The organism is Aminobacter sp. Y103A, assembly GCF_030294925.1.
Classification (GTDB): domain Bacteria; phylum Pseudomonadota; class Alphaproteobacteria; order Rhizobiales; family Rhizobiaceae; genus Aminobacter; species Aminobacter ciceronei.
In genome coordinates this window covers 853,863-875,779 of the sequence record NZ_AP017986.1, presented here as the reverse complement: position 1 = coordinate 875,779, position 21,917 = coordinate 853,863, and the positions used below count along the sequence as shown (strand labels likewise).

At 64.1% G+C, this 21,917-nt stretch carries 22 protein-coding genes; 14 read left to right on the top strand and 8 right to left on the bottom strand.

Features of this window, described 5'->3' with window-relative positions; genetic code table 11:
- Positions 1-3: 3 nt before the first annotated feature.
- The 6 genes from fdhD (at position 4) to Amn_RS04235 (ending at position 4,100) form a co-directional block, all read left to right on the top strand.
- Positions 4-831 (top strand): formate dehydrogenase accessory sulfurtransferase FdhD, encoded by an 828-nt coding sequence (gene fdhD / locus Amn_RS04260; protein WP_067965559.1) that lies wholly within the window; start codon positions 4-6, stop codon positions 829-831.
- A 10-nt stretch (positions 832-841) separates the two neighbouring features.
- Positions 842-1,072, top strand: a complete 231-nt coding sequence (locus tag Amn_RS04255) for a formate dehydrogenase subunit delta (RefSeq protein WP_067965560.1) — start codon at positions 842-844, stop codon at positions 1,070-1,072.
- A gap of 88 nt (positions 1,073-1,160) precedes the next feature.
- Positions 1,161-2,726, top strand: coding sequence for an alpha/beta fold hydrolase (locus Amn_RS04250; protein WP_157097174.1), 1,566 nt, complete (start codon positions 1,161-1,163; stop codon positions 2,724-2,726).
- A gap of 104 nt (positions 2,727-2,830) precedes the next feature.
- Entirely contained in the window at positions 2,831-3,307 is a 477-nt protein-coding gene (locus Amn_RS04245; protein WP_067967121.1) for a carboxymuconolactone decarboxylase family protein, read from the top strand.
- Positions 3,308-3,377: 70 nt separating this feature from the next.
- Complete coding sequence (locus Amn_RS04240; RefSeq protein ID WP_067965564.1) at positions 3,378-3,740, top strand: nuclear transport factor 2 family protein; 363 nt, start codon at positions 3,378-3,380, stop codon at positions 3,738-3,740.
- Positions 3,741-3,782: 42 nt separating this feature from the next.
- The gene (locus Amn_RS04235; protein WP_067965566.1) at positions 3,783-4,100 is read left to right on the top strand and encodes a hypothetical protein; all 318 of its coding nucleotides are present in this window, start codon (positions 3,783-3,785) and stop codon (positions 4,098-4,100) included.
- A 64-nt stretch (positions 4,101-4,164) separates the two neighbouring features.
- On the opposite strand, the gene Amn_RS04230 is transcribed toward Amn_RS04235, so the two are convergent.
- On the bottom strand, positions 4,165-4,782 hold the full coding sequence (locus Amn_RS04230; protein ID WP_067965568.1) for a DedA family protein: 618 nt from the start codon (positions 4,780-4,782) through the stop codon (positions 4,165-4,167).
- Positions 4,779-5,378 (bottom strand): class I SAM-dependent methyltransferase, encoded by a 600-nt coding sequence (locus tag Amn_RS04225; RefSeq protein WP_154386879.1) that lies wholly within the window; start codon positions 5,376-5,378, stop codon positions 4,779-4,781. The genes Amn_RS04230 and Amn_RS04225 overlap by 4 nt, the downstream gene beginning before the upstream one ends.
- 210 nt (positions 5,379-5,588) lie before the next feature.
- On the opposite strand from Amn_RS04225, the gene Amn_RS04220 reads away from it, so the two are divergent.
- Together Amn_RS04220 and Amn_RS04215 are read left to right on the top strand one after the other, a co-directional pair.
- Positions 5,589-6,263 carry a response regulator transcription factor gene (locus tag Amn_RS04220; RefSeq protein ID WP_067965571.1) on the top strand — a complete coding sequence of 225 codons (675 nt, stop codon included), beginning with the start codon at positions 5,589-5,591 and terminating at the stop codon, positions 6,261-6,263.
- A complete protein-coding gene (locus tag Amn_RS04215; RefSeq protein WP_067965573.1) occupies positions 6,260-7,642 on the top strand; it encodes a sensor histidine kinase in 1,383 nt (460 codons plus the stop codon). Before Amn_RS04220 ends, Amn_RS04215 begins: the two co-directional genes overlap by 4 nt.
- Before the next feature lie 8 nt (positions 7,643-7,650).
- Here the strand turns inward: Amn_RS04215 and Amn_RS04210 are convergent, their stop codons facing one another.
- Positions 7,651-8,415, bottom strand: a complete 765-nt coding sequence (locus Amn_RS04210) for a DeoR/GlpR family DNA-binding transcription regulator (RefSeq protein WP_154386877.1) — start codon at positions 8,413-8,415, stop codon at positions 7,651-7,653.
- Between the two features lie 249 nt (positions 8,416-8,664).
- Between Amn_RS04210 and Amn_RS04205 the strand changes: the two genes are divergently transcribed.
- The 6 genes from Amn_RS04205 to Amn_RS04180 all read left to right on the top strand — a co-directional run bounded on the left by Amn_RS04205 (position 8,665) and on the right by Amn_RS04180 (position 16,735).
- A complete protein-coding gene (locus Amn_RS04205) occupies positions 8,665-9,630 on the top strand; it encodes an ABC transporter substrate-binding protein (RefSeq protein WP_067965577.1) in 966 nt (321 codons plus the stop codon).
- A 98-nt stretch (positions 9,631-9,728) separates the two neighbouring features.
- Positions 9,729-10,751: a quaternary amine ABC transporter ATP-binding protein gene (locus Amn_RS04200; protein ID WP_067965579.1), complete on the top strand. Its 1,023-nt coding sequence runs from the start codon at positions 9,729-9,731 to the stop codon at positions 10,749-10,751.
- Positions 10,748-12,769: an ABC transporter permease gene (locus tag Amn_RS04195; RefSeq protein ID WP_083948708.1), complete on the top strand. Its 2,022-nt coding sequence runs from the start codon at positions 10,748-10,750 to the stop codon at positions 12,767-12,769. Before Amn_RS04200 ends, Amn_RS04195 begins: the two co-directional genes overlap by 4 nt.
- A gap of 13 nt (positions 12,770-12,782) precedes the next feature.
- Complete coding sequence (locus Amn_RS04190; protein WP_286297837.1) at positions 12,783-13,664, top strand: phosphotransferase family protein; 882 nt, start codon at positions 12,783-12,785, stop codon at positions 13,662-13,664.
- A gap of 2 nt (positions 13,665-13,666) precedes the next feature.
- Positions 13,667-16,108, top strand: coding sequence for a GcvT family protein (locus tag Amn_RS04185; protein ID WP_286294873.1), 2,442 nt, complete (start codon positions 13,667-13,669; stop codon positions 16,106-16,108).
- Positions 16,109-16,252: 144 nt separating this feature from the next.
- The gene (locus tag Amn_RS04180; RefSeq protein ID WP_286294871.1) at positions 16,253-16,735 is read left to right on the top strand and encodes a CAP domain-containing protein; all 483 of its coding nucleotides are present in this window, start codon (positions 16,253-16,255) and stop codon (positions 16,733-16,735) included.
- A gap of 137 nt (positions 16,736-16,872) precedes the next feature.
- Here Amn_RS04180 and Amn_RS04175 read toward each other — a convergent pair whose 3' ends face one another.
- From Amn_RS04175 to Amn_RS04155, 5 genes are all read right to left on the bottom strand, one after another.
- Positions 16,873-17,793, bottom strand: a complete 921-nt coding sequence (locus Amn_RS04175; RefSeq protein WP_286294870.1) for a DMT family transporter — start codon at positions 17,791-17,793, stop codon at positions 16,873-16,875.
- A 113-nt stretch (positions 17,794-17,906) separates the two neighbouring features.
- Positions 17,907-18,164 (bottom strand): hypothetical protein, encoded by a 258-nt coding sequence (locus tag Amn_RS04170; protein ID WP_286294869.1) that lies wholly within the window; start codon positions 18,162-18,164, stop codon positions 17,907-17,909.
- An 81-nt stretch (positions 18,165-18,245) separates the two neighbouring features.
- On the bottom strand, positions 18,246-19,538 hold the full coding sequence (locus tag Amn_RS04165) for an amidohydrolase family protein (RefSeq protein WP_286294868.1): 1,293 nt from the start codon (positions 19,536-19,538) through the stop codon (positions 18,246-18,248).
- Positions 19,535-20,476, bottom strand: coding sequence for an ABC transporter permease (locus tag Amn_RS04160; protein WP_286294867.1), 942 nt, complete (start codon positions 20,474-20,476; stop codon positions 19,535-19,537). The genes Amn_RS04165 and Amn_RS04160 overlap by 4 nt, the downstream gene beginning before the upstream one ends.
- A gap of 250 nt (positions 20,477-20,726) precedes the next feature.
- Complete coding sequence (locus Amn_RS04155) at positions 20,727-21,776, bottom strand: ABC transporter permease (protein WP_067965592.1); 1,050 nt, start codon at positions 21,774-21,776, stop codon at positions 20,727-20,729.
- Between the last annotated feature and the right edge of the window lie 141 nt (positions 21,777-21,917).

The following is a 21,917-nucleotide window of genomic DNA, read 5'->3' as shown; positions in this document are numbered from 1 at the left end:
GCGGTGACCGACCGCCCCGCCATCACCCAGACCAGCCGTCTCGCCCGCCGGGCGAGCGGCATCACGGTGGCCAACCGCCTGGTGCCGGAGGAGACGCCGGTGGCGCTGTCCTATGGCGGCACCACCCATGCGGTGATGATGGCGAGCCCAGCCGACTTCGAGGATTTCGCGCTCGGTTTCTCGCTGACCGAAGGCATCATCGGCTCGGTCAAGGAGATCGAAACGATCGAAGTGCTCGATGTCGAGGCCGGCATCGACATCCAGATCAGGCTCAAGGACAAGGCCAACAAGCGCTTCGAGCAACGCCGCCGCCGGCTTGCCGGCCCGGTCGGATGCGGCCTTTGCGGCATCGAATCGATCGAGGAGGCGATGCGTTCGGTCGACGACGTCCACACATCGTCATCAGGGCTTTCCGCCGACGACATCGTGCAGGCGGTGAAGCTGCTGTCCAAGGTACAGCCGCTGCATGCCGAGACTGGCGCGGTGCACGCCGCCGGTTTCTACGTGCCCGGCAAGGGCATCGTGGCAGCACGCGAGGACGTCGGCCGCCACAATGCGCTCGACAAGCTCGCGGGTGCGCTGAACAAAGCCGGCATCAGCGGCGGTACGGGCGCCGTGGTGGTGACCAGCCGCGTGTCGGTGGAAATGGTGCAGAAGACGGCAGCCATCGGGGCGCCCTTCATCATCGCCGTTTCGGCACCGACGGCACTCGCCATCCGCACCGCCGAACAGGCCGGCATGACGCTGATCGCACTGGTGCGCGGCGACGATTTCGACATCTTCACCCATCCAGACCGCGTAACCACCGGAGCCGCCAAAAATGTCGCATGAAGAGCACAGGATGGGGACGAAGGAAAAGCTCGTCTACATGGCGAACCAGATCGCGACATTCTTCGAGTCCAAGCCCCATGACGAGGGTGTTGCAGGCGTCGCCAAGCACATCAATGACTTCTGGGATCCGCGGATGCGGCGCCAGTTCTTCGAGATGTTCGACGAAGGCGGCAAGGGCATGAAGCCGCTGGTCATCGACGCCGCCGCCAAGATCCGGCGCCCCAGGCAGGACGCAGCCTGAAAGCAGGCCCCGGGGCCGGCGAAGGCCCCTCACCTTCCCGCCGGAAACCTGCTAATCTTAGCCAGACCTAATGCAATTTGCAGGCGGAATGGCTGTGGCAAGGCCGATCGCTACTCGATATGCGCGCAGCGGTGACGTCCAGATCGCCTATCAGGTGGTTGGCCAGGGTTCGCTCGACCTCGTCTTCGTTCCCGGTTTCATCTCCAATCTCGACCTGCACTGGGAAGACGAAGGCTACAGCCGGCTGCTGTCGCGCCTCTCGGCCTTCTCGCGCCTGATCCTGTTCGACAAGCGCGGCACCGGGCTTTCCGACCGCGTCGACGCGAATGCGCTGCCCAGCCTCGAAACGCGGATGGACGACGTGCGCGCGGTGATGGATGCCGCGGGATCGAGCCGTGCGGCGATCCTCGGCGCCTCCGAGGGCGCGCCGATGGCGATCCTGTTTGCCGCGACCTATCCCGAACGGACCCGCTCGCTGGTGCTCTATGCCGGTTATGCCCATTTCCACAAATGGGTAATGGACCCGGAGCGGCTGCAGACATTCATCGACGCGGCCGAGACCAACTGGGGCACCGGCGCCACGCTGCAGAACTTCGCCCCGGGCCGTCTCGACGACGCCCGCTTTGCCGCCTGGTGGGCGCGCTTCGAACGCTTGTCGGCGAGCCCGACGGCGGCCGCGGCACTGGCCCGGATGAACGCCGAGATCGACGTGCGCGGTGCGCTGGCCAGCATTCGGGCGCAGACGCTTCTGATCCACCGCCGCAACGATGCCCGTGTCGCCCCCGAGGCCAGCCGCTACCTCGCCCGCAACATTCCCGACGCGCAGCTCTGCGAGATTTCAGGGCGCGACCATCCGATCTGGACGGGCGACGTCAACCGTGTTGCCGACCTGATCGAGGAATTCCTGACCGGCACCCATGCCCCGCCGGATACCGACCGGGTGCTGGCGGCACTGTTGGTGACGCGCGTCTCTGATACAGCGCGGCTCGGCGACCGGATGTGGAGCGAACGCAGCCTGCGCTTCCAGGAAACGCTGCGCCTGCTTGTCGGCCGCCATGGCGGCCGCATCGCCGATCAATATGGCGACGTGGTGGTGTCCCGCTTTGACGGGCCGGCGCGCGCCATCAGATGTGCGGCTGCATTGCGCGACGCGGCTCAGGGCATCGGCATCGCCAGCGCCCAGGGCGTGCATGTCGGCGAGATCGACGCACGCGGGCCACCGTCAGGGCTGACAGTGCGTGTCGCCGTCAAGATTGCCGAACATGCCGGGCGCGGCGGCATCCTGGCATCACGGCTCGTCTCCGAAATCGCGACTGGCTCGGGCCTGCATTTCGTCGACGCCGGTCGCCTGGCGCTCGATGACCTGGAGGGACCGCTGGCGCTGGTCGAGGCGACGTCGGAGCAGCATCTCGAACCGGCGTGCCGCAGCCGCACGCCCGCCGCAGCCGAGCCTTCGGCCTTGACGGCGCGCGAAAACGAGGTCGTGGCGCTCATCGCCGACGGCAAGAGCAATGCCGCCATCGCCATCGAACTCAGCCTCAGCGAACACACGGTGAAACGCCATGTCGCCAACATCCTGACCAAGCTCGACCTGCCCTCGCGCGCGGCCGCGGCAGCATTCGCGGTGCGGCAGATTGGCCCGGACGGGCCATAGGACCAGTGGCCTTTTCGGGCGAAGCGGTGAAGCGGCGCCTGGGACTAAAGTTTTCCGATGCAGGCAGGCGGAGACAGCGCCTCGAAACTGCGAAGGAGGAAGACATGACCAAGGCAAGTGGAATGCTCACCACGCTGGCGATGGCAGCTGGCCTCGCCGTTCTGGCAGCTTCGAGCGCCGGCGCCGAAGACGCCTCTGCCGAGGCGACCTACAAGGACATCGAAGCCACGCTCGGTTCGGTGCCCAGCTTCTTCAAGGCATTCCCGGAAACGGGCATTGCCGGCGCCTGGGCCGAGTTCAAGGGCATCCAGCTCAATCCCAAGACCGAGCTGAACGGCAAGACCAAGGAGCTGCTCGGCCTCGCCGTCGCCGCCCAGATACCGTGCCAGTACTGCGTCTATTTCCACACTGCCGCGGCCAAGGCCAACGGCGCCACCGACGAAGAAATCCGCGAGGCGGTGGCGATGGCGGCCGTCGTCCGCCACTGGTCGACGGTGCTGAACGGCATGCAGGTCGACTACCCACAGTTCAAGCAGGAGGTCGACACGGCAATGGCCGCCGCCAAGGCGAAGTCGCAGTAGTTTTCGAGGTCCTCACAGGGACCGTCGCAACACAGGGCCGCCTCGGGAGGCCGGCCGACAGGAGGAAGAAATGCTTGCCACCAAGGAAGCCGTCACCGGTGCCTCGATCAAGAAGGCGATCGAAAGCCGCGACGGGCCGATGCTGTCCAGCTTCTACGCCGACGACGCGCTGGTGCGGGTCATCGACCGTAACAACCCGCCCAGCAAGCCGCGCGAAATCCGCGGCCGCGCGGCGATCACCACCTTCTGGGACGACATCTGCAGCCGCGCGATGAGCCATCGCGTCGACCTGACAATTGCGCAAGGCGACAACCTCGCCTTTTCGCAGGACTGCGCCTACCCGGACGGCACCAAAGTCTTCTGCGCTGCGATGCTGGAACTCAAGGACGGCAAGATCGCGCGGCAGACCGTGGTGCAGGCCTGGGACGAGTGATCGGATGCGGGCGAATGGTCGCCCGCCAGATGGGAGGAAGCCATGTTCGTCGCACGCTGGAAGATCGATGCCCGCTTCGGGCACAAGCAGAGCGCCATCGATCTGTTGCGCCAATGGGAACGGGAAATCGGTCCGCAGGCCGGAACCGACAAGATGGCCATGCAGATCCTGACCGGATCGATCGGCGCCAAGGAAGCCACAATCGAGGTCAACCACAACGTCGAAAGCCTGGCGCAGATCGAAGAGATGTTCGCCAAGCTGTCCAAGATCGATGCCCATGCACAATGGGGCAAGAAGCTCGAGCCCTTCGTCGTCTCAGGCTCGTCCTACTGGAACTTCTATCGCGTGATCCAGGGCTGAGGCAGCCACAACCCGATCAAAGGCAGTGCCCGGCGGCAGGTTGCCTGTTGCCGGGCACCGGCCGTCATGGGTGCGTCTCGCCCGAGGGACGGTCCTTGTCCTCCCCTCGCGCGCTGTGGCGCAGAGCTACGAGAAAGACGATCTCGGCGACGACGACGATGGCGATGATGCGAAAGCCGATGGTCACCGGGTCGTGGTCGCTGTCGCGCATCATATAGCCGCCAATCAGGAAGGCAGCGTTCCAGATGAAGGCGCCGGTCATGGTGGCGATCGCGAAGGGCACGAACGGTAGCCTGAGCACGCCTGCCTCGAGCGCGAGATAGGTCCGCGCCACCGGCACCAGCTGGGCGATCAGCGATGCGCGGAAGTTGTTGCGGCGATAAGCCACCGTCAGCCGCTGATAGGTGGCGTGCTTGAGGAAGATGTATTTGCCGAACCGTCGGACCGCTGCATCGGCGCGATCGGGCCCCAGCCAGTTGCCGCCGGTGTACCAGATCATCGATCCCAAGGTCGAACCGAAAGTCGTCGCAAACATCAACGGGACAAGTGTCGTAACGTCCGGTGCAGCCGTCATGCCGAGGAACAGCAGCAGCACATGCGATGGCGGAACAGGCGAGACCTTCTCGGTGAAGGCAAGACATGCCGCGCCGAGCAGGCCGAAGCCCAGGAAAGATGGAATCATGAAAAGCGCCAGTCGTAACTCTTTGCCGGCTTCATCCTTGTGATCCGATAAACAGCTGCCGGCGGCAGGTTGCGGAAGGTATGGCCAATGCGCGTCACTTCGAGATCGAGCCTGTCGAGAAGCGGCTGATCAATAGGACACCGGAAGCCGTATGTGAATAGGTACATCGCCCCCTCGGGCCGGAGATTGGCGAAAATACCTTCCAGGATGGAGAGCGTCTGGCGTGGCGGGATCGCCAGGAAGGGCAGGCCGCTGACAGCCGCGCCAGCGATCGGGCCGTCATAGATCGGCCGGTAGCGCAGATCGGCCGCATCCATTTCCAGCACCCGCGACTTGGGGAAGCGGCACCTGAGCAAATGAGCGAAATCGCTGTTGAATTCGATCAGCGTCATGTCGCTTTCTCTGACACCGCGCGCCAGCATGGCGCGGGTGAACGGGCCGGTGCCGACGCCGAGTTCGAGGACCGGTCCGGTCTCGGGGCCAAGCTCCCGGGTCATCAGCGTCGCCAGGCTGGAGCTGGACGGCGTTATCGAGGCGACCTTGAGTGGCGCGGTGGCCCATGCCATGAGAAAGGATAAAGTGTCATTTGCGGCCATTGCGAACCTCTTTCGAAATCGTCTGCCGGCGAATCGGTCGCCTGCCTTTAGCGAAAGCTGTTTGAGGCCGCTGGATTACACATGCATTGCGACAAAGCCTGAGAACCGGGCATTTCGGCGGCTGCATTCGGTCGTGGCCTTTATTGCGCAATGCTTCTGCAATGTTGAGGGAATAGCCGGAAGGCACCGAGGGGCCCTTCGAGGACTGAAATGCGCATACTGCTTGTGGAAGACGAGCCAGAACTGGCTTCGGCTTTGAAGACGGCGTTGCGGCGATACGACATGGTGGTGGATCACGCCGCATCGCTGCTGGAGGCCGGCGACTTTGCCGCCAGCGAGAACTACGACGCGATCCTGCTTGACCGGCAGTTGCCCGACGGCGACGGCCTGACGCTGGTGCCGAAGATCCGCGCGCGCGGCAACGCAACACCGGTGCTGGTGCTGACGGCACGCAGCGACACCTCCGACAAGGTCGACGGGCTCGACATGGGCGCCGACGACTATCTGGCCAAGCCCTTCGCCTTCGAGGAGCTGCTGGCGCGGTTGCGCGCGCTGTTGCGCCGGCCGGCCAATGTGCAGACGCAGGTCATCCGTGCCGGCGACCTGTCCTTCGATCTGGGCCATCGCGAGGTCATGGTCCGCGGCGAGCCGCTGACGCTGCCGCGCCGTGAGCTGCTGGTGCTGGAAGCGCTGTTGCGTCGGACGGGCCGCATGGTGCAGCGTTCGTCGCTGATGGAAGCGGTGTTCGGCCTCGACGACGAGATCCAATCCAATGCGCTCGACACCCATGTGTCGCGGCTCCGGCGCAAGCTGGCCGAAGCCGACGGCAAGGTCGAGATCAATGGCGTCCGTGGCGTCGGCTATCTCCTGCGCGAGATTTCATGAGACTGGCGCGCCTGCTTTTCTATATCCAGCGCTTCTTCCGGCCGCGCTCGCTGAAGTGGCAGTTGGTGTGGCGCCTAGTGGTGTTGCAGGTCGTTCTGCTGACGCTGATGATCGTCATCCTGCTCGCCGGGCTGACCATCGCCGGCGTGATCCCGGACAATTATGAGGGTCGCGCGATCGACGTGTTGCGCAAGACCGTGCGCAAGGACGACGCCGGCAAGCTGACGCTCAAGGAAGGACCACTGCTCGCCGGATTGCGCGCTGAGGTGCCAAACCTCTGGTTCATCGTGCGAGACACGGAAGGCAACAAGATCTCCGAAGGCGAGGTGCCCCGCCTGCTGATCGACATTCCTTCTTCGCTAGACTACATCAACGACGCGACTTTCGTGAAGCAGTTTGGCGGCACGCAGACGTCGGCGACCGTACAATGGGCGGATACCGCGGCTGGCCGCGTGCAGATCTTCACTGGCGCGCAGGGTGAGTTTCACTACATGGCTCTGGTGTCGATAACCCCGGAGCTGTTCACCGACATCATTCTGCCCGTCGGCGGCGTCATGGGCCTGGCGACCTTGATCGTCATTCCCCTCGTCGTGCGCAATGCCTTCAAGGGTATGCGGCGCGCTGCCACTCTCGCCGAGAAGATCGACGTCGAAGAACGCGGCGTCCGCCTGCCAATCGAGGCAATCCCAACCGAAATCGCGCCGCTGGTGAAGGCTGTCAACGGGGCGCTCGACCGTCTCGACAAGGGTTATGAGCGGCACAAACGCTTCCTGATCGACGCCGCGCACGAATTGCGCACGCCGGTCGCCATCCTCAACACGCGCATCACCTCGCTGCCGGCGACGCCCGAACGGGCGCGGCTGTTGCAGGACACGGCGCGGCTGTCGACGCTGACGGACCAGCTTCTCGACATCCAGCGGCTCGGCCGGCAGACGCAGCAATTCACCCGCTTCGACCTGGTGGCGGTGGCCCGTGGGGTCGTCGTCGACCTGGCGCCGATGGCCTTTGCCGCCGGCTACGAGATGTCGTTCGAACCGGCACGCGGCGAGCTGTTTGCCAATGGCGACCGCACCGCCGTCGAGCGCGCCATCACCAATCTCGTCCAGAATGCCATCGAGCACGGCGGCAATGCCGGCAGGATCACCATCGGCGTCAACAGCCCGGCCACGATCGAGGTTTCGGACGAGGGCGACGGCGTGCCGGCGGCGGAACGGGAGAAGATCTTCGAGCCGTTCTATCGCCTGCGCCCGCGCGGCCATGGCGCCGGCCTCGGACTTAACCTCGTACACGAGATCATGCAGATCCATGGCGGCCGCATCGAGCTCGCCGGCAGCGACAGGAAAGGCGCCTGCTTCAGGCTGGTCTTCGCGCAGGCCTGAGGTCTGGTTCAACGCCCCGCGATGGTGAGCTGAGCCCCGGCGTCGGCCAGGGCTTGGGCAAGGTCGTCGGATGGCTGCTTGTCGGTGACGAGCTCGGTAAAGCCGTGGAAGCCGCATACCTGGACCAGGCCCTTGCGGCCGAACTTGCTGTGGTCGGTGACGACAACCGAACGCTGGCCGCGCGCCAGCACGACGCGGGCGAACTCAGCCTCCTCGAGATTGTAGTCCATGACGCCGTTTTCGGCATCGACAGCACCGGCCGAGATCACCGCATGGGTGACGGCGAAGCGGCTGACGAACTCGATCGCCGAGATGCCGAAGGCCGCACCACTGTCGCTGCGCAACTCGCCGCCGGCCATGTAGACCTTGTTGCCGTTCACCGTCGCCAGCGTACGGGCGATGTCGGAGGAGTTGGTCACCACCGTCAGGCGGCGATGGCCGAGAAGCTCGCGCGCCAGGTAGCTTGTCGTCGTGCCAGTATCGAGCATGACCGACTCGCCGTCATGGATGGTGGTGGCGACAGTCCTGGCGATGGCACGCTTGGCGTCGGCATTGTCGCGCATGCGCCGCTCGAAAGGCGCTTCGCCGACGACCGAAGGAAGGCCGATGGCCCCGTGCATCTTGAGGATCGAGCCACCGTCGGCGAGCGGCTTGACGTCGCGGCGCACGGTTTCCAGCGAGACGCCAAGCTTGTCGGCGAGCTCTGCGATGGTGATCGTACCCTCATCCTCGAGCAGGCGCAGGATTTCGCTGTGGCGCTTGGAGTGATTCATCTTGCAGACCTGTTAGGAGACGTACAATGGTTTGACTTGTTTCGTGGTATGATGGCCGTTCCTTGACCAAAATTCCACATTCATCGGTCAAAAAAACACATAAAACCTCAAACACTCGTTGACAACGTGCATTACGCTGCGTGACACTCATGCAGTGACCTGGCAGGAGCCGCCGTCGCCAATGCCGTGCGGGCCTTCGGGTATACCAAGAAGAAACAACATCTTCAGAGGGTGATCAGGAGGCACGACATGTTCGCGCGCAACAAGGTTTTGCAGTCCGCAGCGATAGCACTGACGCTGTCTGCTGCGTTTGCCATGGCACCGGCCACGGCACAGGAATCCGCTGACCCGATCAAGCTGACACTACACGACTGGACCGGTCAGTTGATCACCACCGAGATCATGGGCGAAGTGCTGAAGAAGGCCGGATACAACATTGAATATGTCCAGGCCGACTATCTCGCTCAGTTTGCCGGGCTTGAAGCCGGCGACCTGCATGTGGCGATGGAGATGTGGGAAACCACCGGACGCGACGCCATGGACGCGGCGACGGCAACCGGCAAGGTCGAGAACATCGGCCCGACCGGCATGAAGGCCAAGGAAGAATGGTGGTTCCCCGAATACATGAAGGAGAAGTGCCCGGGCCTTCCCAATTGGGAGGCACTGAAGGAAGCGTCGTGCGCCGAGGCATTCTCCACCGCTGAAACCGCCCCAAAGGGGCGCTACCTCGGCGGCCCCGTCACCTGGGGCGGCTTCGACGATGAGCGTGTGCAGGCGCTCGACCTGCCCTTCGAAGTGATCCATGCCGGCACCGACGCCGCACTGTTTGCCGAACTCGAAAGCGCCTATCAGCGGCAGGCGCCGATCATGCTGTGGATCTACGCACCGCACTGGGCGCCGGCCAAGTACAAGGGCGAATGGGTCGAATTCCCAGCCTATACCAAGGAATGCTACGAGGACCCGAAATGGGGCTCGAATGCCGCAGCCCAATATGATTGCGGCAAGCCTTTCGGCGAAATCTGGAAAGTCGGCTGGTCAGGCGTCAAGGACAAATGGCCTGGCGCCTATGCCGCGATCAAGGCGTTCACGATCGACAATGACGAGATGGGCGCGATGATCACAAAGGTCGACCTCGACGGAAAGAGCGTCAGCGACGTGGTAGCGGAGTGGATGGGCGCCAACGAAGCCCGCTGGTCCGGCTGGATCAAGAAATAGACCGCATTCCCGCCACGGGGCGGAACGAATGACGCGCGTCATCCCTTCGGCCCCATGGCCGAAGGGCAGATTTCCCGCAAGCATTGTCAGCCGGGTCGATGAACGATAGCCAACCTAAACTCGTCTGCCGCAATGTCTGGAAGCTATTCGGCTCCGGCGCGCGCGATTTCCTGCGAGCGAGAGAGCCGGCATCGGTCACCGGCGACGATCTTGTGAAAGCAGGCCTCGTCGGCGCGGTACGCAACGTCAATCTCGAGGTCCGTGACGGCGAGATCTTCGTCATCATGGGGCTGTCGGGCTCTGGCAAGTCGACCCTGGTGCGCTGTCTGTCGCGCCTGGTCGAGCCGACCTCAGGCGAAATCCTGTTCAACGGCGAAAACCTGCTCGCCGCCGACGAAGCCCGGATGATCGAAATCCGCCGCCACCAGATGGGCATGGTGTTCCAGCAATTCGCTTTGCTGCCGCATTTGACGGTGCTTGCGAATGTGGCCTTTCCGCTAGAGGTTCAGGGCGTCAAGCGGCAGAAACGGGAGCAACTGGCGCGCCGCATGGTCGAACTTGTCGGCCTGTCTGGCAAGGAAGGTGTCTTCCCGCGCGAACTCTCCGGCGGCCAGCAGCAGCGAGTCGGCATTGCCAGGTCGCTGGCGGTGGAACCGGAGCTTTGGTTCCTCGATGAGCCCTTCTCGGCGCTCGACCCGCTCATTCGGCGCGAAATGCAGGACGAATTCATTCGCCTGCAATCGGTACTGAACAAGACAATCGTTTTCATCACCCACGATTTCGACGAGGCGATCAGGCTGGCCGACCGCATCGCCATCATGAAGGATGGGGCCGTCGTGCAGATCGGCACGCCCGAGGACATCGTGCTTGCCCCGGCCACCGATTATGTCGCCGAGTTCACCCGCAACGTCCCGAAAGCCAAGGTGATCAAGGCGCAGTCGATCATGAAACCGGTACAGGGCGCGCAGCCGAAAACATCTGTGCCGGCGCGGGCCACCGTGTCGGAAGCCGTCGCACTTTTCGACGGTTCCAACGAGTGCGTCGGTGTCATCGACGAAGCAGGCAACATGTTGGGCCAACTGCTTCGAACCGACGTCGTCGACGTGCTGATGCGGGGATGACGATGACCGCCCCGGCCAACTCCAGCGTCGAAGCTGCTGCCGGTCCAATTGGCTTGCCGCGCGGGCTCATTCCGTGGATCGTCGCTGCCGGCGCCTTCATCGTGCTTTGGCGGTTTGGCGGGGCCTATAACTGGGCCTTCGAATATCCCAGTGCAGCGATCATCCCCGCTGGACGATGGATCGGCGATTTCATGAAATGGCTAGTCAATGAGGCGCATTTCGGACTGTTCAGCTTCAAGGACCTGACCCGGTTCATTGCTGCCCTGATCGACCTTCCTTACCGCTGCGCGCTCAGCCTGCTGGCGACCGGCTTTCTCAAAGGCCAGGGCTCGGGCGCGGTCCAGATTTTGCCACCGCTGTCATGGGTCGCAGTGACGGCGACCATTGGCCTGATCGGTTTTCATGCCGGAGGCCGCAGGCTCGCGACACTGGTGGTCCTGTGCTTTGGCTTCTTGGCAGCCTTCGGCCAATGGCAGAGCGCAATGGCAACGCTCGCCTCGATCCTGGTGGCGGTGCCGATCGGCGTGATTGGCGGGCTGCTGCTTGGCATTGCGGCCTATCGCTGGCACTGGTTCGAACGGGCACTCACCCCAGTGCTCGACCTGATGCAAACCATTCCGGTCTTTGCCTACCTGGTGCCGATCCTGTTCCTGTTCGGTTTCGGGCCGACAGCGGCGGTGGTGGCGACAGTGATCTACGCGATGCCGCCGATGACCCGCATTGCCACGCTCGCGCTGCGCGCGGTGCCTTCCGATACGCTCGACCTTGGCAGGATGATCGGCTGCACGCGCCGGCAGATGACATGGCGTGTGCTTGTGCCATCGGCCAAGGACAGCCTGATGGTCGGCGTCAACCAGGTGATCATGCTGTCGCTAAATATGGTGATCATCGCCTCGATGATCGGCGCCGGAGGCCTCGGCTTCGATGTTCTGGCGGCATTGCGGCGCCTCGACATCGGCGCTGGCCTGGAGGCTGGACTTGCCATCGTCGCACTGGCGATCGCGCTCGACCGTTTGAGCCAGGCGTTTGCCGCGCGCGCCGGCACAATGACGCCGCCCGCCGTGTCGACCAGCCTCCCGGCTCGTCATCCCTACATCGTGGCGGCATTGGTAATGATCGTTCTGGCCGGTGTTGCCGGTCTCGCCATGCCGGCACTGCAAACCTATCCGCCGGCGCTCCAGCTCTCGACCGGCTCGTTCTGGTCGAATGTCGTCGGCTGGATCAACGTGAACTACTTCGATACGCTGGAAGCGGCCAAGAACGCAGTTCTGCTGAACATACTGGTGCCGCTCAAGCGACTGCTGCTCGGACTGCCCTGGGCGGGAGTGACAGCACTCCTGGCCTTCGCCGGCTATCGCCTCGGTGGCCTTCGCCTGGCAATGCTGACCGGCGCGCTTGCCTTCCTGATCGCCGCCACGGGCCAGTGGGAAAAGGCGATGATCACGGTCTATCTGTGCGGAATATCGGTCGTTCTGGCTTGCCTGATCGGCGTTCCCATCGGCATCGCCGCTGCCCAGCGCGACAGGCTGTGGAACTGGGTGCAGGTGATCATCGACACACTGCAGACGCTGCCATCCTTCGTCTACCTGATGCCGGCGGTGATGCTGTTCCGTGTCGGCGACTTCACCGCCATGATTGCGGTGGTGGCATATGCGATCTCTCCGGCAATTCGCTACACCGTGCATGGCCTGCGCAAGGTCGATCCGCGCCTGATCGAAGCCGGCACCGCAATGGGCTGCACGCAATGGCAATTGCTGACCAGGATCAAGATCAAGCTGGCGCTGCCCGAAATCATGTTGGGGCTAAACCAGACCATCATGTTCGCCCTGTCGATGCTTGTCATCACGGCGCTCGTCGGCACCCGGGATCTCGGCCAGGAGGTCTACATCGCCCTGACCAAGGCCGATACTGGACGCGGGCTTGTTGCTGGTCTGGCGGTGGCCTTCATCGCCATCATAGCCGACCGGCTGATCTCGGCCGGGGCCGCTCGGACAAAGGCACGGCTGGGATTGGAGTAAGGGGATGGCTGCGTTGACAACAATGGACCGCATTCGCGCCCTGCCCTTGTGGAACGGGACGCTGACAATTGCGCCACTCAAGGGCGGCATCAGCAACGAGAGCTGGCTGGTCGAAGACGGCAACGGCCGCCATGTCGTCCGCTTCGGCAAGGACTATCCGTTCCATCACGTCTTCCGCGACCGCGAGGCGATGGTGGCGCGTGCGGCCCATGAGGCCGGTTTTGCACCGGAGCTGCGCTATGCCGCGCCTGGCGTCATGGTCAGCGCTTTCCTCGGCGCCAAGACCTATGGCGCCGACGATGTGCGGGCCAATGCCGGACGCATCGCCCACTTGGTCAAGCGCTTCCATGACGTGATGCCGCGGCATGTCTCCGGCGCGGGCTTCATGTTCTGGGCCTTCCACGTCATCCGTGACTATGCCCGCACTCTGGCCGCCGGCAACAGCCGGATGTGTCAGGAACTGCCGCGCTATCTCGACCTGGCCGACAAGCTGGAAAAGGCGCAAGCGCCGCTGCCGATCATTTTCAGCCACAACGACCTGCTGCCAGCCAACTTCCTCGACGACGGCTCGAGGCTTTGGCTCATCGACTTCGAATATGCCGGTTTCTCGACGGCGATGTTCGACCTTGCCGGTACCGCCTCCAATGCCGGCATGACGGCGGAGGAGTCGGACGAGCTTCTGACCGTCTATTTCGGCGGCAGACCCGACCAGGCGATCCGGCGCTCGCACCAGGCCATGCAATGCGCCTCGCTGCTGCGCGAGGCGATGTGGAGCATGGTCTCGGAACTGTACCTCACCGCCCCGGGCAGCGATTACGTCGCCTACACCGCCGAGAATCTCGAAAAATTCAAGGCGGCGCTCGAAACCTACCAGAACCAGTACGGGAAACTGTAGCTATGGCCCTCCCCTCGCACGCGCAGATCGTCGTCATCGGCGGCGGCATCATCGGCTGCTCGACGGCTTATCACCTGGCACGCGACCACAAGGCCGACGTGATCCTGCTCGAACAGGGCAAGTTGACCTCGGGTTCGACCTGGCACGCGGCGGGCCTGGTAGGACAGTTGCGCTCGTCGGCGTCGATCACGCGGGTACTGAAATATTCGGTCGAGCTCTACAAGGGGCTGGAGGCCGAGACCGGGCTTGCCACCGGCTGGAAGATGACCGGTTGCCTCAGGCTTGCCACCAACCAGGACCGCTGGACGGAATACAAGCGGCTGGCAACGACCGCCAAGAGCTTCGGCATGGACATGCAGCTGGTGTCGCCGGACGAGGTCAAGCGCATGTGGCCGTTGATGGACACCTCGGACCTTGTAGGTGCGTCATGGCTGCCGACCGACGGCCAGGCGAGCCCCTCCGACATCACCCAGTCGCTGGCCAAGGGCGCGCGCATGCATGGCGCCAAACTGTTCGAAAACGTGCGCGTCACCGGCTTCGAGATGAAGGACGGTCGCATCCTCACGGTGAAGACCGACCAAGGCGACGTTGCCTGCGACAAGGTGGTGAACTGCGCTGGCCAATGGGCGCGGCAGGTCGGTGCGATGGCCGGAATCAACGTGCCTCTGCAGCCCGTCAAGCACCAGTACATCATCACCGAGAAATTGCCCGGCCTCGCCACCGACGCGCCGACGCTGCGCGACCCCGACCGTCGCACCTATTTCAAGGAAGAGGTTGGCGGGCTTGTCATGGGCGGCTACGAGCCAAACCCGCAGGGCTGGACCACCGATGACGTGCCCAACGACTGGGAATTCCGCCTGTTCGACGACGATTTCGATCACTTCGAGCAGCACATGGTGCAGGCGATCGAACGTGTGCCCGGACTGGCCGATGTCGGCGTCAAGCAGATGATCAACGGCCCCGAAAGCTTCACGCCCGACGGCAATTTCATCCTCGGCGTGGCGCCTGAATGCTCGAACATGTTCGTCGGCGCCGGCTTCAACGCCTTCGGCATCGCCTCGGGCGGCGGTGCGGGCTGGGTGCTGGCGCAATGGGTGGTCGACGGCGAGGCGCCGCTCGACCTCTGGGTGGTCGACATCAGCCGCTTCTCGGGCCTGCACCGCGACCGGCAATGGGTGTCGGACCGCACGCTCGAGGCCTATGGCAAGCACTACACGATCGGCTATCCGCACGAGGAATATGCGAGCGGGCGGCCCTACATCGTCTCGCCGCTCTACGAGCGGCTGAAGAAGCACCGCGCCGTGTTCGGCTCCAAGCTCGGCTGGGAGCGGCCCAACTGGTTCGCGCCGGACGGCGTAGAGCCAAAGGACGTCTACGCCATGGGGCGGCAGAACTGGTTCGAGCCGGTTGGCGACGAGCACCGGCATGTGCGTCAGGCGGTGGGCGTGTTCGACCAGTCGTCCTTCGCCAAATACGAGATGACCGGCAAGGACGCGCAGAAAGCGCTCGACTTCATCTGCGCCAACGACGTGGCGAAGCCCGTGGGACGCCTGACCTACACGCAGTTGCTTAACACACGCGGCGGCATCGAAGCCGATCTTACCGTTGCCCGGCTGGCCGACGACAAATTCTACGTCGTCACCGGCACCGGCTTCCGCACCCACGACCTTGCCTGGATCGGCGACCACATCCCCGCAGGGCTCGACGCGAAGCTGGTCGATGTGACCGAGCAGTTCGGCACGCTGTCGCTGATGGGGCCGAACGCGCGGAAGGTGCTCGAAGCGGTCACCGATAGCGACGTCTCCAACGCAGCCTTCCCCTTCGGCCATGTCAGGGAGATCGTGATCGCCGGCGCGACGGTGCGGGCGCTGCGCGTCACTTACGTCGGTGAGCTCGGCTGGGAGCTGCATGTGCCGATCGGCGCCACCGGTGAGGTGTTCGACGCGCTGATGGCGGCGGGCAAGCCTCACGGCATCCGCCCTGTCGGCTACCGCGCGCTGGAATCGCTGCGCCTGGAAAAGGGCTATCGCGCCTGGGGTTCCGACATCACCCCCAACGACACACCACTCGAGGCCGGGCTCGGCTGGGCGGTGAAGCTCAGGAAAGACACCGACTTCCTCGGTCGCAAGGCGCTGGAGAAGCTCGGCGACGCGGCGCCGACCAAGCGGCTTGCCTGCTTTACCGTCGACGACAAGGACGTCGTGCTTCTGGGACGTGAGACGATCCTGCGCGACGGCCAGCCGGTCGGCTACCTCACCAGTGGCGGCTATGGCTACACGGTCGGCAAGAACATCGGCTTCGGCTATGTCAGAAATACCGGCGGCGTCGACGACGCCTTCCTTGCAGGTGGCAGCTACGAGCTTGTCGTTGCCATGGAGCGCGTGCCGGCGAAGATCCATATGGAGCCGCTGTTCGATCCGCTAGCGGCAAGGGTGAAGGCGTAGCTGCGACCGGCAAAGCCAGAATCGATCCTCGGAAAAGGTGGTGCGCGGTCCCAAGGTCCCGCCCACCCCGAGGCGCCATGCTCGCCAAAAAGCCATGATCAGCCTTATCAACGGTCGCCAATGACGACAGACAAGGAAAAAACCATGGCGCGACTGACAGGCACGGTGATGCGGGCGACCGCTCTTGGGCCCCTGCTGTTTCTGGCTGCCTGCCAGACTGGGTCCAACATTGCCGGCGACGGATCCGGTGCGTCGTCGACCGGCGTCACCTACCTGCAGACCATCCGCTCCGAGCATGGCCTGCCGCCGCTGAGCCCTGACTCGACGCTTGAGCGCGCCGCCCTGCAGCAAGCCGCCTACATGGCGCGCAGCGGCAAGATGGAGCACACCACCGGCTGGGGCAAGGATTTCGCGGCGCGCATGAAGGATGGCGGCGTCGAGGGCGCCGCGGCCGAAAACATCGCCCATGGCGGCATGGAGCCGGCCAAGCTGTTCTCGATGTGGATGAACTCGGCGGGCCACCGCCGCAACATGCTCGACCCGCGCTTCGGCAAATTCGGCCTCGCCTATGTGCGCGAGAGCAAAGGCAGCGACCAGCGCTATTGGGCGCTGGTGCTGGGGCGCTAGGGTCCATCCCCCCTCTCCACAAGGGGGAGGTATCCGAACATCTTGCCGCCGATGACACCTCATTGCCGAGAGCAGGCCGACGTCCCCCCGCTTCTGGGGAGAGGCTAAACCCGCTATTGGTGAAGGAGCTAAACTCGTCAGTGCACGCTGGTCGGCACCGTCTCGGGTTCGGCCTTGTCCACCACCTTCTGGCGATGGAAGATGAACAGGCCGGCGATGACGATGATCGCCGAGCCGATCAGGATTTGCGCATCCGGATAGTCGCCGAAGAAGGCGATGCCCATGACCACGGCCCAGATCAGCAGTGTGTATTGCAGCGGCGCAAGCAGCGAGGCGGGCGCGAGCTTGAGGGCGCGGGTGATCAAAAGATGTGCCGCGCAGGCGACGACACCGAGCAACAGCATGGCCGACCAGTCGATGGCGCTTGCCGGCTGCCAGTCGGAGGCGGCAAGGACACCGCCCATGATCAGCGCGCCGACCGTCTGCCAGGTCACCAGCGTCGTATCGTTGGTGGCGCGCAGCTTGCGGCTGAGGATCAGGCTGATGGCAAAGGACATGCTGCCGACGACGGCAAACAGCGACGGCCAGGACAGCGACGCCGTCGACGGGCGGAGCGCGATGACCACGCCGCAGAAGCCAAGCACGATGGCCAGCCAGCGGCGCCAGCCGACCTTTTCGCCGAGGAAGAAGTGCGACAGCGCGGCGATGTAGATCGGGCCGGCCATGTAGAAGGTCATCACGTCGGCCAGCGGCAGATAAGCGACGGCGGCGTAGAAAAAGGCGGTGTCGGCGGTGGCGAGCACGACACGCAACACCTGCAGGCCGGGGCGCTCGACATTGGTCAGCGGACCGAGCCCCTGCCTGTAGATCATTGGGCCAAGAATGATGAAGGCGCCGATCGAGCGGATGAACAGCACCTGTCCGACCGAAAAGTTCTCGACCAGCCATTTGCCCATCGCGTCGTTGAGCGCGAACATGAAGTCGCCCAGCAACATGAGGAGGATGCCCGAAAGAACCATGTTGTTCTTCGGGAGGGCCAGGGCTTGTCGAAACGTCATGGTGCCAATCCGCCGGGCGACGGGCCCGGATTGAGGCTATCTATGCGCTTGAAAGAGTAATGGCGAGGGCAATCTGGCCTGGACCATGCGTTGCCCTGTCGCAGTACCAGCCGTTACGGCTTCGGTGCGACGACGATCGGGCGATAGACCACGACAGGCCGGTCCCAGTCGTCGAACGACGACTTGCTCTGGCGGAACTCGGCGCGGCGATCGAGCTCGATACGCTGCAGGCACTCGGCGAAGGCGTCGTTGCGCTTGGTGAAGCCGTAGGAGCGGCACTTGTCTTCGTCGCGGGCGCGCTGTTCTTCCGCCGACACGCAGCCGGCAAGCAAAGCCGTCACGAACACCAGCAAAACCGACCTCGACAACATGACCTTCTCCTTCCGCAACCGCGAGAATCTTGAGTTCTGTTGTAGACTTTTTTGTGACTTCTGGCCACGCGCTACGCCAGGTCAATTCGCCTGCGGCGGCACCACATGGCGGCGGTTGATGCTAGTCGGACGGCCCTTGATCGACAGCGCGGTGTCGCGCTTCGGACGTTCCGCCACGACCTTGCCCTTGGCAATCACGCAGAGGCGTTCGGCGCGCAAGCGCACAGCCTCGATCGGGTTGCCGGCGTCGAGCACGACGAGGCTTGCGGTCTTGCCGACTTCGAGCCCGAAATGGTCGAGCCCCATGATCTCGGCATTGACCTTGGTCACCATGTCGAAGCAGCGGCGCATGTCGGCAGGCGAAGACATCTGGGCGACGTGCAGGCCCATGAAGGCGACGTCGAGCATGTCGCCGGTGCCGAGCGAATACCAGGGGTCGAGCACGCAGTCCTGGCCCCAGCCGACGCGGATGCCTGCCTTCAGCATTTCCGGCACGCGGGTCATGCCGCGGCGCTTGGGATAGGTGTCGTGGCGCCCCTGCAGCATGATGTTGATGAGCGGGTTGGGGATCGCCGACACACCGGCTTCCGCAATCAGCGGCAACAGCTTCGAGACGTAATAATTGTCCATCGAGTGCATCGAGGTCAGGTGCGAGCCGGCCACCCTGCCCTGCAGGCCGAGACGCTGGGTCTCGTAGGCCAACTGCTCGATATGGCGCGACAGCGGGTCGTCCGTTTCATCGCAATGCAGGTCGACCATCAGGCCGCGCGCTGCCGCGATCTCGCACAGTTCGGTCACCGAGCGCGTGCCGTCGGCCATCGTGCGCTCGAAATGCGGAATGCCGCCGACGATATCGACGCCCATGTCCAAGGCGCGAATGGTGTTGGCGCGCGCCGTGGGCGAGCGATAGAGACCGTCCTGCGGGAAAGCGACGAGCTGAAGGTCGATATAAGGCGCAATCTGCTTCTTGACCTCGAGCAGGGCCTCGACGGCCAGCAGCCGGTCGTCGCAGGTGTCGACATGGGTGCGAATGGCGAGCAGGCCCATCGACACGGCCCAGTCGCAATAGGCGAGCGCGCGCTCCTTGACCGCCTCATGCGTCAGCAGCGGCTTGAGTTCGCCCCAGAGCGATATGCCTTCGAGCAACGTGCCCGAGGCGTTGATGCGCGGCAAGCCATAGGACAGCGTCGCGTCCATGTGGAAATGCGGGTCGACGAAGGGCTGTGAGACGAGGTTGCCGGAGGCGTCGACGACGTTCTTGGCCGCTGCTTCGATTTTCGGCTCGATGGCAGCGATCCTGTCGCCCTTGATGCCAATATCGGCGACGGTTCCATCGGGCAGCGTACCGCCCTTGACGATCAGGTCGAAGCTCATCTCTCGCCTTTCTGATAGGGGATCATCAGCGCTTTCGGATAGGTAGCGCGGCGCGCCACGAGGATCAGGGCCAGGATCGACAGCGCATAGGGCATCATCAGGAACAGCTGGTAAGGCACGACGCCGCCCGACATGTGCTGCAGGCGCACCTGATAGGCGTCGAAGGCGGCAAACAGGATGGCGCCGATTAGCGCCTTGCCCGGCCGCCACGAGCCGAACACCACGAGCGCGATGCAGATCCAGCCACGGCCGTTGATCATCTCGAAGAAGAACGAGTTGAACGCCGACATTGTGAGGAAGGCGCCGCCGACGGCCATCAGCGCGCTGCCGACCACCACCGCGCCCATGCGGATGCCGGTGACCGAGATGCCCTGTGCTTCCACGGCCGCCGGGTTTTCGCCGGCGGCGCGGACGGCAAGGCCGACGGGTGTTCGGTAGAGCACCCAGGCAACGACGGCGACGGTGAGGAAGGCGAGATAGGTCAGCGGCGTCTGCGAAAACAGCGCTTCGCCGACGATGGGGATCTTGGACAGACCAGGGATCGGCAATGGCTGGAATGGCTCGATCTTGGGCGGCGAGGTTACCTCAGGCAGCGCCAGGCGATAGGTGAAATAGGTCAGGCTGGTGGCGAGCAGCGTGACACCGATGCCGACGACATGCTGCGACAGGCCGAGCGGCACGGTCAGCGTCGCATGCAACAAGCCGAACATGGCCCCTGCCAGGGCCGCTACAAGCACGCCGGTCCACAGGTCGCCGCCGGCATAGACGGTGAACCAGCCGGCGAAGGCGCCGGCGGTCATGATGCCTTCGATGCCGAGATTGAGCACGCCGGCGCGCTCGCAGATCAGCTCGCCCATGGTGGCGAAGATCAGCGGCGAAGCAATGCGGATGGCGGCGACCCAGAAGGAAGCGGTAAAGAGGATTTCAAATGCGTCCATCAGAGGGCACTCCGCCTCGATACCAAACAACGCTGGCGCTCGACGTTGCCCCCCTCTGGCCTGCCGGCCATCTCCCCCACAAGGGGGGAGATCAGGACTTCGCCAGCGCCTCGCACAATCGTTCGCTTAGGAACTCCGTGTCGGCCAAAGCATCCCGGGAAACAACAGGAACTGGTGTGGCGTCGATGCGACTGATCTCCCCCCTTGTGAAGGAGATGGCCGGCAGGCCAGGCGCGAAGGATCTCAGCCATCACCTCCACCTCACCCTGAACCGCGTCAGCAGGATCGCTACCACCATCGTCAAGAGCGACGTGGCGACCATGACGTCGGCGATGTAGCTCGGCACCTTGGCAACACGGCTCATGGCATCGGCGCCGACGAAGATGCCGGCGACAAAGATGGCCGAGGCAATCACGCCGAGCGGGTTCAGCATTGCCAGCATGGCAACGACGATGCCCGAGTAGCCGTAGCCCGGCGACAGGTCGAGCGTCAGGTTGCCCTTGAGGCCCGAGACCTCGGAGAAGCCGGCGAGCGCCGCGAGGCCGCCCGACAGGAGTGCCGTCTTCATCAGCACGAGATTGACGGGAATGCCGACGAAGCGCGCGCCTTCGGGGTTGTGGCCGACGGCGCGCATCTCGTAGCCGAGCACGGTCTTCTTCATGATGACCCAGACGACAATGGCCGAGACGATGGCGATGACGAAGCCATAATGCAGGCGCTTGCCCTGGATGATGCGCGGCAGTTGCGCCTCGGCGATGACCTTCTGCGACTGCGGCCAGCCCAGCCCCATCGGGTCCTTGAGCACGCCTTCGAGCAGCATCGACACGAACAGCAGCACGATGAAGTTGAGCAGCAGCGTAGTCACAACCTCGTCGACGCCGAAGCGGGTCTTCAGCACGGCGGGTCCGAGCAGCAGCAACGCGCCCGCGGCCATGACGGCGACCATGATGATAGGGATGAGAATGGGCGCGGGCAGCGGCAGCGCGCCGGTGCCGAGCACCACGGTGACGATGCCGCCGACATAGAGCTGCGCCTCGGCCCCGATGTTCCAGAGCTTGGCCCGGAAGGCGACGGCAACGGCAAGCCCGGTAAAGATCAGCGGCGTCGCGCGCGTCAGGGTTTCCAGGAGCGCGAACTGCGAACCAGCCGCACCCTTGGCAACGAGGTAGAACACCGACAGCGGCGACGCACCGGCGACGAGCACCAGCAACGACGTGATGAGCAGCGTGGCGGCGATCGCCGCCAGCGGGAACAATAGCGTGACCGCCAGTGATGGCGCGGGTTTGGGCTCAAGCCGCATGGGTCTGCTCCGTGGCCTGAGATGTTTGCGGGACAGCACCCCCCTCTGTCCTGCCGGACATCTCCCCCGCAAGGGGGGAGATTGGCGGTGTCCGCGTCCACCCTCGTCCTGAGACCCTGGAAGTCTGCTTGAGCGTCAGCG

Coding starts and splice junctions, on each gene's coding strand:
- Amn_RS04255 (WP_067965560.1), top strand. CDS start 842: ATGGGGACGAAGGAAAAGCTCGTCTACATGGCGAACCAGATCGCGACA.
- Amn_RS04250 (WP_157097174.1), top strand. CDS start 1,161: ATGGCTGTGGCAAGGCCGATCGCTACTCGATATGCGCGCAGCGGTGAC.
- Amn_RS04245 (WP_067967121.1), top strand. CDS start 2,831: ATGACCAAGGCAAGTGGAATGCTCACCACGCTGGCGATGGCAGCTGGC.
- Amn_RS04240 (WP_067965564.1), top strand. CDS start 3,378: ATGCTTGCCACCAAGGAAGCCGTCACCGGTGCCTCGATCAAGAAGGCG.
- Amn_RS04235 (WP_067965566.1), top strand. CDS start 3,783: ATGTTCGTCGCACGCTGGAAGATCGATGCCCGCTTCGGGCACAAGCAG.
- Amn_RS04230 (WP_067965568.1), bottom strand. CDS start 4,782: ATGATTCCATCTTTCCTGGGCTTCGGCCTGCTCGGCGCGGCATGTCTT.
- Amn_RS04225 (WP_154386879.1), bottom strand. CDS start 5,378: ATGGCCGCAAATGACACTTTATCCTTTCTCATGGCATGGGCCACCGCG.
- Amn_RS04220 (WP_067965571.1), top strand. CDS start 5,589: ATGCGCATACTGCTTGTGGAAGACGAGCCAGAACTGGCTTCGGCTTTG.
- Amn_RS04215 (WP_067965573.1), top strand. CDS start 6,260: ATGAGACTGGCGCGCCTGCTTTTCTATATCCAGCGCTTCTTCCGGCCG.
- Amn_RS04210 (WP_154386877.1), bottom strand. CDS start 8,415: ATGAATCACTCCAAGCGCCACAGCGAAATCCTGCGCCTGCTCGAGGAT.
- Amn_RS04205 (WP_067965577.1), top strand. CDS start 8,665: ATGTTCGCGCGCAACAAGGTTTTGCAGTCCGCAGCGATAGCACTGACG.
- Amn_RS04200 (WP_067965579.1), top strand. CDS start 9,729: ATGAACGATAGCCAACCTAAACTCGTCTGCCGCAATGTCTGGAAGCTA.
- Amn_RS04195 (WP_083948708.1), top strand. CDS start 10,748: ATGACGATGACCGCCCCGGCCAACTCCAGCGTCGAAGCTGCTGCCGGT.
- Amn_RS04185 (WP_286294873.1), top strand. CDS start 13,667: ATGGCCCTCCCCTCGCACGCGCAGATCGTCGTCATCGGCGGCGGCATC.
- Amn_RS04180 (WP_286294871.1), top strand. CDS start 16,253: ATGGCGCGACTGACAGGCACGGTGATGCGGGCGACCGCTCTTGGGCCC.
- Amn_RS04175 (WP_286294870.1), bottom strand. CDS start 17,793: ATGACGTTTCGACAAGCCCTGGCCCTCCCGAAGAACAACATGGTTCTT.
- Amn_RS04170 (WP_286294869.1), bottom strand. CDS start 18,164: ATGTTGTCGAGGTCGGTTTTGCTGGTGTTCGTGACGGCTTTGCTTGCC.
- Amn_RS04165 (WP_286294868.1), bottom strand. CDS start 19,538: ATGAGCTTCGACCTGATCGTCAAGGGCGGTACGCTGCCCGATGGAACC.
- Amn_RS04160 (WP_286294867.1), bottom strand. CDS start 20,476: ATGGACGCATTTGAAATCCTCTTTACCGCTTCCTTCTGGGTCGCCGCC.
- Amn_RS04155 (WP_067965592.1), bottom strand. CDS start 21,776: ATGCGGCTTGAGCCCAAACCCGCGCCATCACTGGCGGTCACGCTATTG.